The organism is Comamonas testosteroni (assembly GCF_030505195.1).
GTDB lineage: Bacteria > Pseudomonadota > Gammaproteobacteria > Burkholderiales > Burkholderiaceae_C > Comamonas > Comamonas testosteroni_G.
Genome location: NZ_CP129672.1, coordinates 2142501 through 2155154, shown reverse-complemented (window position 1 = coordinate 2155154; position 12654 = coordinate 2142501). Strand labels below are relative to the sequence as shown.

Genomic DNA, 12654 nt, shown 5'->3' with positions numbered 1-12654 from the left:
CGGCCCTTGCTCGGTATTTCTCGAGCAAGAGTCGATGCTCGCAGCAGGGCTTGAAGATTAGAGGACAGTTGATGCAAAAACGTACGCTGCTGGCCGCGATGGCCTTGACGCCTTTGCTGGGAGCCTGCGGCTTTCGCCTGCGCGGTGCGCCGAATTTTGTGTTTCGCTCCATTTACGTGCAGTCGGGGCGTGGTGCGCCCGTGGGCACCTTGCTGCGTCGCAGTCTGGAGTCGGCCAGCGACAAGCTGACCGTGATCAAGGACCCGGCTTCGCCCGATACGGCCGAAGTGATCTGCCAGATCATCAGCGAGCTGGCCCAGCGCGTCATCATTGGCTCCAATGTGGCCGGTCAGGTGCGTGAAATCGAGCTGCGCCTGATTGTGCGCTTCTCGCTGCGCACGCCCGGCGGCGACGAGTTGATCGAACCCGTCGAAATTCGCCAGATCCGCAACGTGACCTATAACGAAACCAATGCCTTGTCCAAGGCGGCGGAAGAGGAAATGCTGAACAAGGATATGCGCAACGACATCGTGCAGCAGATCATTCGCCGCCTGGCTGCGGTCAAGAGCCTGCAGGTGTCATAAGCCATTGCCTGAGTCGCTGCGCGGCGGGGCGTCGCCTGCCGCCCCCTGGCGGAGGCCGCGAGCCGTCAGCGATGACCTGCTGAATTTGATAGCTGCTGGCGCTTGAAATCAGTGCGTTTCAGATACTTTTAATAGAAAAATTTTCTCCATGCAGCTTGCGCTGAATCAGCTTCCCTCCCATCTGGCCAAGGGCTTGCGCTCGCTCTATGTGCTGCATGGCGACGAGCCGCTGCAGCAGCAGGAAGCGGCCGATGCGATTCGTACAGCGGCGCGTGCTCAGGGCTATACCGAGCGCAGCAGCTATACCGTCATGGGCGCGCACTTTGACTGGAGCGGCGTTCTCGCGGCAGGTGGCAGCCTGAGCCTGTTTGCGGACAAGCAGATTCTGGAAATTCGCATCCCCAGTGGCAAGCCCGGCAAGGATGGCAGCGCCGCGCTGCAGCAGCTGGCCAGCAGCGCTCAAGGCAACGACAGCACGTTGACCCTGATCAGTCTGCCGCGCCTGGACAAGGCCACCAAGACCGGGGCCTGGTTTGCGGCGCTGGACGGCAACGGCGTCTCCATCCAGATCGACCCCGTGGAGCGCGGCGCGCTGCCGCACTGGATTGCCCAGCGTCTGGCGCTGCAGAATCAGCGTGTGGCCGCAGGTGAAGAGGGGCAGCGCACGCTGCAGTTCTTTGCCGACCGCGTGGAAGGCAATCTGCTGGCCGCGCACCAGGAAATTCAGAAGCTCGCCCTGCTGCACCCCGAGGGCGAGCTGAGCTTGGCGCAGGTGGAGCAGGCCGTGCTCAATGTGGCGCGCTATGACGTGTTCAAGCTGTCCGAGGCCGTGCTCTCGGGACAGGTGGCGCGCAGCATGCGCATGCTGGATGGCCTGCAGGCCGAAGGCGAGGCCGAGGTGCTGGTGCATTGGGCGCTGGCCGAGGATATTCGCAACATCAAGCGGGTCAAGGACGCCATGGCGGGCGGCAAGCCCCTGCCCATGGCGCTGCGCGAAAACCGCATCTGGGGCCCCAAGGAGAGGCTGATGGAGCGGCTGCTGCCGCGTGTCAGCGATGCACGCGCAGCCGAGTTGCTGCAAGCTGCCCATGCGGTGGACGGCATTGTCAAAGGCCTGCCCAGCGAGGGCTGGCCACGCGACAGCTGGCAGGCCCTGCGACAGCTGGCCATGCAGCTGGCGACAATAGGGAACACCAACTGAGGCGCTGCGCGCCTGGGCGGCCCCGCCTTCCCCCTCTGTCTTCGGGGGCGGCACCTTCGTTGTGGGGCGGCGCGGCCGGCGTAGGCCCTTCCTCGGTGTCCCTTGCGCTAGAGCTGAGTCGGTTTCTTGCGCTGTGCGCGGCTCAGTGCACCTTCTCCAGTTGTATCTGCGCTTTGTCCGCCCAGGCTCGGAGGTTGTCCAGCAGGTCCTTCTGGCTGAAGGAACAGCTTTCCTCGGTGAACAGCGCGCTGGATTCGAGTCGGTCCAGTAGATTGAGCAGCACTTCGCCATAGCGTGGCGGCAGCGCCTGCAGCAGTGCGGTTGCGGCGCGTGCCTGCCGGCCGAGGGCGCTGGCGCTGATCTGCGAGTTGGCGAGCTGCTCGAATCCGCTGCGCAGCTGCTGGAGCTGGCGGGCGCTTTCCTGCAGCGCTTTGGTGTTGTGGCTCATAAGTCTCCTTGCGATTCAGAGGCCGAGTGTAGGTGTCCGCAGGGCCATAAACCCCCTCATGCTCGGACTTGTCTGCGCAACTTGCGTATCTCGGCGAAAATCACTCCATGAACGCGCTCAACACCGTCGAATACATGCACAACCTTGGTGTACAGGCAAAAGCCGCCTCCGCACTGATGGCGCGTGCGTCTGCAGCTACTAAAAACAAAGCACTCAAGGCGCTGGCCCGTCTGCTGCGCGAGAACGTCGAGCCGCTGCAGATCGACAATGCCCGCGATCTGGAGCGCGCCATGGCCAATGGTCTTTCGGCACCCATGGTCGACAGACTGCGCCTGACGCCCAAGGTGCTGCAGACCTGTGCCGAAGGTTGCGAGCAACTCGCTTCCATGCCCGATGTGATCGGCGAGATCAGCGGCCTCAAGCAAATGCCCAGCGGTATCCGCGTGGGTCAGATGCGTGTGCCTCTGGGCGTGTTCGGCATGATTTATGAAAGCCGCCCGAATGTGACCATCGAAGCGGCCAGCCTCTCGATCAAGAGCGGCAATGCCTGCATCTTGCGTGGCGGCTCGGAGGCGATTGACTCCAACAAGGCGCTGGCCAGGCTGGTGGTCCAGGCGCTGGCCGAAGCCGGTCTGCCTGAAGACGGTGTCAAGCTGGTGGAGACCACCGACCGTGACGCCGTGGGCCAGCTCATCGCCATGCCCGACTATGTGGACGTCATCATCCCCCGTGGAGGCAAGGGCCTGATCGAGCGCATCAGCCGCGAAGCCAAGGTGCCCGTCATCAAGCATCTGGATGGCAATTGCCACACCTATGTGGATGACCCCTGCGACATCGCCATGGCCGTGAAGGTGGCCGACAACGCAAAGACCAACAAGTACAGCCCCTGCAACGCCAGCGAAAGCCTGCTGGTAGCACGTGCCGTGGCTGCAGACTTCCTGCCCAGAATCGGTGCCGTCTATGCCGCCAAGGGCGTGGAGATGCGTTGCGATGCGGAGGCGCTGGCCATTTTGCAAACCGTCAAGGATACCAAGCTGGCCGAGGCAGTGGAGCAGGACTGGTATGAGGAATACCTGGCGCCCATCATCAGCGTGAAGCTGGTGGACGGTGTGGATGAGGCCATTGCCCACATCAACAAGTACTCCAGTCACCATACGGAGTCGATTCTGACGACCAATCACCTGCACGCACAGAAATTTCTGCGCGAGGTCGATTCCGCCAGCGTCATGGTCAATACCAGTACCCGTTTTGCCGATGGCTTCGAGTTCGGACTCGGTGCCGAGATCGGCATCAGCACCGACAAGTTCCATGCGCGCGGGCCGGTAGGCATCGAGGGGCTGACCTCGCTCAAATACGTGGTCTTGGGCGACGGCGAAGTCCGTTCCTGAAGTCCGTCTGCCGGAGAAGCCGCAGGCGGGGTCTTTTCCGGATATGACTTAATGCCGCAGCTTGGATCCCTTTCCATAACACCATGAAAATCATTATTCTGGGTGCCGGGCGCGTAGGCCAGAGTGTGGCCGAAAGTCTGGTGTCCGAGCAAAACGGAATCACCGTCATCGACACGGATGCGCGTGCATTGCGCGAGCTGGAGTCGCGCTTCGACCTGCGCGGCGTGGTCGGCAACGGCATCGATCCCCAGGTGCTGGCCGAGGCGGGCGCCAAGGACACCGATCTGCTGATCGCCTGTGCCTCCATGGACGAGACGAACCTGGTGTGCTGCAAGATTGCCCAGGCCGTGTTCGATATTCCCACCCGCATTGCGCGAGTGCGCTCGTCCAGCTTTGCGGTGGACGACCCGGTGCTGGGCAAGGAGGGTTTTGCGGTCGATCGCATCATCTGTCCCGAGGAATCCGTCACCAATTACATCCGCAAGCTCATCGAATACCCGGAAGCCATGCAGGTGCGGGCCTTTGCGGGCGGACGAGCCGCCTTGGCCTCGGTGCGCGCACGCGCCGGCGCGCCTGCCGTGGGCCTGCAGATCGCCCAGGTGCGCGAGCGCATGCCCGAGTTGGCCATGCGCATCGTGGCGATCTACCGCCGCTTCATGGACGAGCCCGACCGGTTTGTGCGCTGCGACGGGGCTACGCGCATAGAGCCCGGCGACGAAGTCTTCATGCTGGCCGCGACCGAGCATGTGTCCGAGGCGCTCAAGGCCATCAACCTGCCGGAAGGTCGCACGAGCCGGCCGGTGTTCCGCATCATGATTGCGGGCGGGGGTCAGGTCAGTCTGCGACTTGCCAAGAAGCTGGCGCAGACGCCCGGGCGCTTTCACGTCAAGATCATCGAGTCCAATGCCCAGCAATGTCTGGGCCTGTCGTCGGTGTTGCCTGCCGAAGTGCTGGTGCTGGAAGGCGATGCCACCGATGAGGCCTTGCTGGAGGAAGAGGGCATCGAAGATGTGGATCTGTTTCTGGCGTTGACGGACGATGACGAGGACAACATCATGTCCAGCCTGCTGGCCAAGCGCATGGGCGCGCGCCGCGTTCTGTCGCTGATCAATCGCCGCGCCTATGCTGACCTGATGCACGGCACGCAGATAGATATTGCGCTGTCGCCTGCTCAAGCCATGCTGGGCGAGTTCCTGGCCTACGTGCGCCGCGGCGATGTGCAAGCCGTGCACAGCCTGCGCCGTGGTGTGGCCGAGGCACTGGAGATCGTGGCGCGCGGCGACCGCAAAAGCTCGCGTGTGGTGGGCCGCAAGGTGGAAGAGCTGCGCCTGCCCGAGGAAGTGCATATCGGTCTCATCGTTCGCGGCATTCCAGAAGGCAAGACCTGCGAGGAAGTGGCAGGCGCGGCACTGGAGGCCGAGGTCATCATTCCGCGCAGCCATACCGTGATTGAATCCGGCGACCATGTGGTGTTCTTCCTGCCCAACAAGCGATTGGTGCGCAACGTGGAAAACCTGTTCCGCGTCAGCGCCACCTTTTTCTAAGCTGCGCTCATGAAAGACCTGCTCCCTGTCCTGCGTGTGCTGGGCATGCTGATGATGATGTTTGCCGGCGCCATGCTGCTGCCCTTTGGCATCTCCTGGTTCACCCAGGATGGCATCTGGCGCATCTACCCCTGGTCGATCGGACTGACGGTTGGCGTGGGCCTGCTGCTGTGGGGGGGGCTGCACCGTCACAAGCAGGATCTGCAACCGCGTCATGGCGTGATTCTGGTGACCTTGGTCTGGGTGGTGCTGCCGCTGTGCGCCATGGTGCCGCTGGTGATGGGGCTGAACCGGGTGGGCATCTCCATCAGCCTTACCCATGCCTACTTTGAGGCCGTATCGGGCCTGACGACAACCGGGGCCACGGTGCTCAGCGGTCTGGACCAGCTGCCGGTGTCCATCAATGTCTGGCGTACCTTCATGCAATGGATGGGGGGCATGGGGATTCTGATTCTGGCCGTGGCCGTGCTGCCGCTGCTGGGTGTCGGAGGTGCTCAGCTTTTCAGGGCGGAGGCCGCCGGCCCCGTCAAGGACACCAAGCTCACGCCGCGTATCACCGAAACGGCCAAGGGCCTGTGGGGCGTGTACGCGCTGTTCTCCATTGGCTGTTTTGTGACCTTCTGGGTCTGCGGCATGCAGCCCCTGGATGCGCTGATGCATATGTTTGCCACGGTGAGTCTGGGCGGGCTGTCATCGCACGATGCCAGCTTTGCCTATTTCAACTCGCCACTGCTGGAGGTCGCGGCCCTGCTGTTCATGCTGTTGGCCAGCTGCAACTTTGCGCTGTACTTCGTGGCCATGCGCAAGGGCCGCATCGAGAGCTTTATGCGCGACCCCGAAATGCGCGCCACGATTGGCGTGCTGCTGGGCTCGGGCCTGCTGGTGGCGCTGCTGCTCTGGATCAAGGGTGTCTATGGGCCGCTGGATGCCTTGCGCAACGGCATGTTCCACACCGTCTCGGTAGCCACGACCACCGGTTTTTCCACCACGGACTATCTGGCTTGGCCGGTGTTCATTCCTGTCTTGCTGTTGCTGCTGTCGGGGGTGGCCACCAGTGCGGGCTCGACCGGAGGCGGCATCAAGATGGTGCGCATGCTGATTCTGGTCAAGCAGGCCAGGCGCGAGATGACACGTCTGGTGCACCCGCGAGCCGTGCAGCCGGTGCGGCTGGGCGATGCGGTGGTAGATAACCCGATGATTTTTTCGGTGCTGGCCTACATGCTGGTTTACGGTGCCACCGTCATTGTGCTGAGCATGGTGCTGCTGCTGACCGATCTCGACCCTCTGACCGCGTTCTCTGCCGTGCTGGCCAGCGTGCACTGCATGGGGCCGGGGCTGGGTGCGGTTGGCCCATCATCCAACTACACGGTGTTGACGGATTTCCAGATCTGGGTGTGTACTCTGGGCATGCTGTTGGGGCGGCTCGAGATACTGAGTTTCATGGCTTTGCTGTCACCGGCATTCTGGCGTCGTTGAAACAAAGACTGGGGAAAACACCTATCTCATGCTTCAATCTCTACAATTGCCCCCCACCATCGTCTCCTGAGGGTATTTATGGTTCCACATCTCGTCACGGCTTTGACCGGCCCCATTAACGAACTTGAGCAGCGCATTCTCGACTCCATGCCTGCCATTGAGCGTTGGTTCCGCCTGGAATGGATGGAGCACACGCCGCCGTTCTACTGTTCGGTGGATATTCGTAATGCGGGTTTCAAGCTGGCACCGGTGGATACCAACCTGTTTCCAGGCGGCTGGAACAACCTGACCGATGAAATGCTGCCACTGGCTGTCCAGGCTGCGATGGCTGCTATCGAAAAGATATGCCCCGAGGCACGCAATCTGCTCATCATCCCCGAGAACCACACGCGCAACACCCACTATCTGGCCAGCGTGCTGCAGCTCAAGCGCATCTTCAGCATGGCGGGTCTCAACGTGCGTATCGGCTCCATCAGCCCCGAGATCAAGAAGACGCTGTCCATCACGCTGCCGCTGGGTGACGAGATCAAGCTGGAGCCGGTGATCCGCAGCAAGCGCCGCCTGGGCCTCAAGGATTTCGACCCCTGCACCATTTTGCTCAACAACGATCTCTCCACCGGCGTGCCCGGCATCATCGAGGAGCTGTACGAGCAATATCTGCTGCCGCCGTTGCATGCAGGCTGGAATGTGCGTCGCAAGAGTCGCCACTTCCAGAGCTACGAGGAAGTCGGCAAGCGCTTCGGAAAGCTGCTGGGCATCGACCCCTGGCTGATCAATCCCTTGTTCGGCCATGTGGAGAACATCGATTTTGCCGAAGGCACGGGCATGGAGGCCCTGGCCGAGCAGGTGGACGTGATCCTGGGCAAGGTGCGCCGCAAGTACAAGGAATACGGCATCAAGGAAAAGCCGTTTGCCGTGGTCAAGGCCGACAACGGCACTTACGGCATGGGCGTGATGACCGTGCGCGATGCCAAGGAGCTGGCCGCGCTGCCGCGCAAGAGCCGCAACAAGATGGGAGTCATCAAGGACGGCCAGACCGTGCATGACGTCATCGTGCAGGAGGGCGTGCTGACCTATGAGCGCATGCACAACGCCGTGGCCGAGCCTGTGGTCTATATGATGGATCGTTACGTGGTGGGCGGCTTCTACCGCATGCACCCCGAGCGCGGCGAGGACGAGAACCTCAATGCCCCTGGTGCGGGCTATGTCCCCCTGGCTTTCCAGCAGAGCAATCACCTGCCTCAGGTCAGCGCGCGCCCGGGCGCCAGCGCCCCGAACCGCTTCTACATGTATGGCGTGATAGCACGTTTGGCCATGTTGGCTGCCAGCTACGAGCTGGAAGCCACTAATCCCGACGCAGAAATCTACGACTGATTTCACAGGCGCTGAGGACAGCGCACAATGCCGACAATTTCCCCAATCGGTGACTGCCTTACGAGTCGCTCCTGACCTGTGCAAAATTCGAAATCCTCGCTAGGCGCCCTGACCCTGGGTGCGATCGGTGTCGTCTATGGAGACATCGGCACCAGTGTTTTGTACTCGGTCAAGGAGGTTTTCGGCTCAGGCTATGTGCCGTTCACGCCAGACAACGTCTATGGCGTGCTCTCGGTACTGTTCTGGACGCTCACGGTCATCGTCTCCCTCAAATACGTGACACTGGTGCTGCGCGCCGACAACAACGGCGAGGGCGGGCTGGTGGCCATGCTGGCCCTGGCCTCGCAGACGGTCAAGGACAAGCCGCGACTGTCCGGCACGCTGTTTCTGGTGGGCATGTTCGGCACCTCGCTGTTTTATGGCGACGGCGTGATCACTCCGGCGATTTCCGTGCTCTCGGCGGTCGAGGGCCTGGAAGTCATCTCGCCGCATTTCACCAAGGCCGTGATTCCGCTGACGCTGGTGATCCTGTTTTTGCTGTTCTTCGTGCAAAAGCGCGGTACAGCAGGCATCGGCAAGTTCTTTGGCCCTGTCACTGTGACCTGGTTTGTCTGTATTGCCCTGCTGGGTGTGCACCAGATCATGGGGCATCCGGAAATCCTGGCCGCGCTCAGCCCGCATTACGCGGTCCGCTTCATCTGGAGCAGCCCGGGCATCAGCTTCATCATTCTGGGCTCGGTCGTGCTCTGCGTGACCGGTGCCGAGGCGCTGTATGCCGATCTCGGGCATTTCGGCAAGAAACCTATCCGTCTGGCCTGGTTCAGCGTTGCCATGCCGGCGCTGACATTGAACTACTTTGGTCAGGGCGCCTTGCTGCTGGCCAATCCCGAGGCAGTCAAGAACCCGTTTTTCATGATGGCACCCAGCTGGGCGCTGCTGCCGCTGGTCATCATGGCCACCATGGCCACGGTGATCGCCTCGCAGGCGCTGATCACGGGGGCCTTCAGCGTGACGCGTCAGGTCATTCAGCTGGGCTACTTCCCTCGTTTTGAAGTGCGCCACACCAGTGTGAAGGAGACTGGCCAGATCTATATGCCTCTGGTCAACTGGGGCCTGTTTGTGGCGATTGCGCTGGCTGTTCTGCTGTTTCGCAATAGCGGCAATCTGGCGGCGGCCTACGGTATTGCGGTGACGCTGGACATGCTGATCACCACCATGCTGACCTTCTTTGTCATCCGCTATCGCTGGAACTACTCGCTGGCCTTGTGCCTGCTGGCAACGGGTTTCTTCTTCGTGGTGGATCTGGCTTTCTTCGCCTCGAACCTGCTCAAGCTGTTTGAAGGCGGCTGGTTCCCGCTGCTGATCGGTGGCACAGTCTTCACCCTGATGATGACCTGGCGCCGCGGGCGCGAGCTGCTGCATCAGAAGTTGCAGGCGGATGCGCTGGATCTGCGTCAGTTTCTGGAATCCACCTGGCGCCATCCGCCCACGCGCGTGCCCGGCACGGCGGTTTTTCTCTCGGGGGAGCCCGGCACCGTGCCGCATGCGCTTCTCCATAACCTCAAGCACAACAAAGTGCTGCATGAGCGCAATCTCTTTGTGACCGTGCGCAACCACGAAGTGCCCTGGGTGGTGATGGACAAGCGGGTAGAGGCAGAGTCGCTGGGCGGCGACTGCTGGGAAGTCATCATTCACTACGGCTTCAAGAACGAGCCCGATGTGCCTGCTGCGCTGGCGCAGCTGCGTACCCAGGGCTGCAAACTGGATTCCATGTCCACCAGCTATTTCCTGTCGCGTGATGTGATCATCCCGCGCATGAACAACTCCATGGCGCACTGGCGCGAAAAGCTGTTTGCGCAGATGCACAAGAACGCGAGCCGTGTGGCTGACTTCCTGCACCTCCCGAGCAACTCGGTGGTGGAGCTGGGCTCCAAGATTGAGTTGTAAATGCTTTGAGTCAAATATGCCTTTAACGCTTTACCGGTAAGCGCTAGTGGCTATGATTTTTGAAGTTATGGCGGGCTTCGTCATTCATGCTCACACGGGGTGCATCATTTTCGGTGGGGCTGGTGCCAGAATGCACGGATGCGCTTTTTCAAAGACTTGAGTCCTGCAGCCGTGGCCGCAGGCTTTGTGGCCGTGCTGGTAGGCTTTACCAGTTCGGTAGCCCTGGTGTTTCAGGCGGCGCAGGCCTTTCATGCCACGCCTGAGCAAATCACTTCCTGGATTTGGGCGCTGGGCCTGGGCATGGGTCTGTGTTCGCTGGTCCCTTCATTGATTCTGCGCATGCCGGTCATGGTGGCTTGGTCCACCCCGGGGGCGGCGGTGCTGGCGACCGCTGGGCTGGCAGGTGGTTTCTCCATGGCAGAGGCGATCGGTGCCTTTATCGTCAGCGCGGCCCTCATCATCCTGGCCGGGGTGACCGGCTGGTTCGAGCGCATCATGAACCGCATCCCCATGGAAATCGCTTCGGCCCTGCTGGCCGGCGTGCTGGCCAAGTTCGGCATGCAGGCTTTCTCTGCGGCCGAGACCAATCTATCCCTGGTGCTGGTCATGCTGCTCGCCTATCTGCTGTCGCGGCGCATGGCTCCGCGCTATGCGGTCATCATCACCTTGCTGGCTGGAACCGCCTGGGCGGCGCTGCGCGGGCAGATGCAGTGGTCGGCCGTACACGCAGGTCTGGCCATGCCGGTCTATACGGCTCCCGAGTTCTCGCTGCATGCGCTCATCAGCCTGGCTTTGCCCCTGTTCGTCGTGACCATGGCCTCGCAGAATCTGCCGGGCGTGGCGGTGATTCGCGCCACAGGCTATCCGATACCGGTTTCCAGGGTCATCAGCATGACCGGCGTGGCGACCTTGCTGTTGGCGCCTTTTGGCGGCTATGCCCTCAACCTCAGTGCCATCACGGCGGCGATCTGCATGGGAGACGAGGCGCATGAGGACAGAAACAAGCGCTATACCGCTGCTGCCGTGTGTGGACTGCTATATATATTGATAGCTATCTTTGGTGCAGTGGTTACCGGTCTGCTGACCGCCTTCCCCAGGGAGTTGGTGGCCTGCATCGCCGGACTGGCCCTGCTGGGCTCCATAGGCGGCGGCATGGCGACGGCCTTCAAGGAGGAAAAGCACCGAGAGGCGGCGCTCATCACCTTTCTGGTCACGCTCAGCGGCGTCGTCATCGCAGGGGTGGGCTCGGCCTTCTGGGGCGTGGTCGCTGGCAGCCTGGCCTTGCTTGTCCAGAGCCTGCGTGCGCGCAAGACCTGAGTATCTGCCGTCATATTGTGGTGTTATGCCCGGCTGGGCATGATGCCGGTATCTACCTCTACCGCTAGAGTTTTTCACCATGAAAATACTGTTTGTCGCCGATCCGCTGGAATCCTTTGTCATATACAAGGACTCCACCTTTGCCATGATGCGTGAGGCTCAGCGCCGAGGTCACCAGATCGTGGCCTGTGAGCCCCGCCACATCTCCTGGCAAAGCGGCTCCAAGGTCATGGCGCGGGTGCGGCATATCACCCTGACAGGGGACAAGGGGCGATGGTTCGAGGAAACCCAGTCTGCGCAGATGGTGCTGGCAGACTTTGACGCCATCGTCATGCGCAAAGACCCGCCGTTCGATTCCGAGTTCTTCTATGCCACGCACATGCTCGGTCAGGCGGAGCGCGAGGGGGCCAAGGTCTTCAACAAGCCCAGTGCCCTGCGCGAGCACCCCGAAAAGCTTGCCATCATGGAGTTTGCGCAATTCATCTCGCCGACGCTGGTCACGCGCAGTGCCCAGGATATCCGTGCCTTTCATGCGGAGCACAAGGACATCATCCTCAAGCCGCTGGACGGCATGGGGGGAATGGGCATCTTCCGGGTTGGCGAAGACGGCCGCAATCTAGGCAGCATCATCGAAACCCTGAATCAGGGCGGCTCCACCAGTGTCATGGTGCAGAAGTTCCTGCCCGACATCGTCCATGGCGACAAGCGGGTGCTCATCATCGGTGGCAAGCCTGTGCCGTTCTGCTTGGCTCGCATTCCGCAGGGCAATGAGGTGCGCGGCAATCTGGCGGCTGGCGGCAAAGGGGTTGCCCGGCCGTTGGAGAAGCAGGACAAGGCAATTGCCGAGTTCATTGGAGAGCGCCTGGTGCAGCGCGGCCTGCTATTGATCGGGCTCGATGTCATCGGCCATAACGTCACCGAGATCAATGTGACCAGTCCCACCTGCTTCCAGGAGATCTTTGATCAGACCGGCTGCGATGTGGCGGCGCTGTTTGTTGACGCACTGGAGCAGGCCGCTCGCGCTTGAGAAGCGATAAAGAACCCCGGCAGGCTTTGCCTGCCGGGGTTCTTTATCTGGATGTCTGTGCAGGTGTTGCCTGGGCTGCAAAAATCTGTGTACAATGCAAGGCTTCACTGAGCGGAATGCAAATTTTTCGCTAGTCGATCTGAAAGAAATCAGGCGACAAAGTTGTGATAGAATTCAAGGCTTCGCTGATCGCAGCAAGCAACGAGATTCAGGATCAAGTTTTTGATTTTGCGCTCGGTTCCTTAAAAAAATACAGCCGATAAGCGTGGGCGTTTGAGGGCAAGCAGCCAGTTCTTCGGAACAAACTCTTCGGAGTTATCAAGCGCTCACAAAAACAGTAATGAGGAA

10 protein-coding genes are annotated in these 12654 nt (G+C 61.1%); 9 read left to right on the top strand and 1 reads right to left on the bottom strand.

The window, feature by feature from the left end; translation table 11 throughout:
• Window positions 1–71: 71 nt before the first annotated feature.
• Window positions 72–584 carry an LPS-assembly lipoprotein LptE gene (gene lptE / locus QYQ99_RS09805; RefSeq protein WP_302092454.1) on the top strand — a complete coding sequence of 171 codons (513 nt, stop codon included), beginning with the start codon at window positions 72–74 and terminating at the stop codon, window positions 582–584.
• Between the two features lie 148 nt (window positions 585–732).
• Window positions 733–1785 (top strand): DNA polymerase III subunit delta, encoded by a 1053-nt coding sequence (gene holA / locus QYQ99_RS09800; RefSeq protein WP_302092453.1) that lies wholly within the window; start codon window positions 733–735, stop codon window positions 1783–1785.
• Window positions 1786–1927: 142 nt separating this feature from the next.
• On the opposite strand, the gene QYQ99_RS09795 is transcribed toward holA, so the two are convergent.
• Window positions 1928–2233 carry a hypothetical protein gene (locus QYQ99_RS09795; protein WP_302092452.1) on the bottom strand — a complete coding sequence of 102 codons (306 nt, stop codon included), beginning with the start codon at window positions 2231–2233 and terminating at the stop codon, window positions 1928–1930.
• Window positions 2234–2340: 107 nt separating this feature from the next.
• On the opposite strand from QYQ99_RS09795, the gene QYQ99_RS09790 reads away from it, so the two are divergent.
• From QYQ99_RS09790 to gshB, 7 genes are all read left to right on the top strand, one after another.
• Window positions 2341–3621: a glutamate-5-semialdehyde dehydrogenase gene (locus QYQ99_RS09790; protein WP_302092451.1), complete on the top strand. Its 1281-nt coding sequence runs from the start codon at window positions 2341–2343 to the stop codon at window positions 3619–3621.
• 83 nt (window positions 3622–3704) lie between these two features.
• Window positions 3705–5165, top strand: a complete 1461-nt coding sequence (gene trkA / locus QYQ99_RS09785; protein ID WP_302092450.1) for a Trk system potassium transporter TrkA — start codon at window positions 3705–3707, stop codon at window positions 5163–5165.
• A 9-nt stretch (window positions 5166–5174) separates the two neighbouring features.
• Entirely contained in the window at window positions 5175–6641 is a 1467-nt protein-coding gene (locus QYQ99_RS09780) for a TrkH family potassium uptake protein (protein ID WP_302092449.1), read from the top strand.
• 78 nt (window positions 6642–6719) lie between these two features.
• The gene (gene gshA, locus QYQ99_RS09775; RefSeq protein WP_302092448.1) at window positions 6720–8015 is read left to right on the top strand and encodes a glutamate--cysteine ligase; all 1296 of its coding nucleotides are present in this window, start codon (window positions 6720–6722) and stop codon (window positions 8013–8015) included.
• Between the two features lie 78 nt (window positions 8016–8093).
• Window positions 8094–9962, top strand: coding sequence for a potassium transporter Kup (locus QYQ99_RS09770; protein ID WP_302092447.1), 1869 nt, complete (start codon window positions 8094–8096; stop codon window positions 9960–9962).
• A gap of 138 nt (window positions 9963–10100) precedes the next feature.
• A complete protein-coding gene (locus tag QYQ99_RS09765) occupies window positions 10101–11279 on the top strand; it encodes a benzoate/H(+) symporter BenE family transporter (RefSeq protein WP_302092446.1) in 1179 nt (392 codons plus the stop codon).
• Between the two features lie 79 nt (window positions 11280–11358).
• Window positions 11359–12306, top strand: a complete 948-nt coding sequence (gshB, locus tag QYQ99_RS09760) for a glutathione synthase (RefSeq protein WP_302092445.1) — start codon at window positions 11359–11361, stop codon at window positions 12304–12306.
• Window positions 12307–12654: the final 348 nt, after the last annotated feature.

Excerpts from the sequence above, each read along its gene's own strand:
- gshA (WP_302092448.1), top strand. The coding sequence starts at position 6,720 with ATGGTTCCACATCTCGTCACGGCTTTGACCGGCCCCATTAACGAACTT.
- QYQ99_RS09780 (WP_302092449.1), top strand. The coding sequence starts at position 5,175 with ATGAAAGACCTGCTCCCTGTCCTGCGTGTGCTGGGCATGCTGATGATG.
- QYQ99_RS09795 (WP_302092452.1), bottom strand. The coding sequence starts at position 2,233 with ATGAGCCACAACACCAAAGCGCTGCAGGAAAGCGCCCGCCAGCTCCAG.
- QYQ99_RS09790 (WP_302092451.1), top strand. The coding sequence starts at position 2,341 with ATGAACGCGCTCAACACCGTCGAATACATGCACAACCTTGGTGTACAG.
- lptE (WP_302092454.1), top strand. The coding sequence starts at position 72 with ATGCAAAAACGTACGCTGCTGGCCGCGATGGCCTTGACGCCTTTGCTG.
- trkA (WP_302092450.1), top strand. The coding sequence starts at position 3,705 with ATGAAAATCATTATTCTGGGTGCCGGGCGCGTAGGCCAGAGTGTGGCC.
- holA (WP_302092453.1), top strand. The coding sequence starts at position 733 with ATGCAGCTTGCGCTGAATCAGCTTCCCTCCCATCTGGCCAAGGGCTTG.
- gshB (WP_302092445.1), top strand. The coding sequence starts at position 11,359 with ATGAAAATACTGTTTGTCGCCGATCCGCTGGAATCCTTTGTCATATAC.
- QYQ99_RS09765 (WP_302092446.1), top strand. The coding sequence starts at position 10,101 with ATGCGCTTTTTCAAAGACTTGAGTCCTGCAGCCGTGGCCGCAGGCTTT.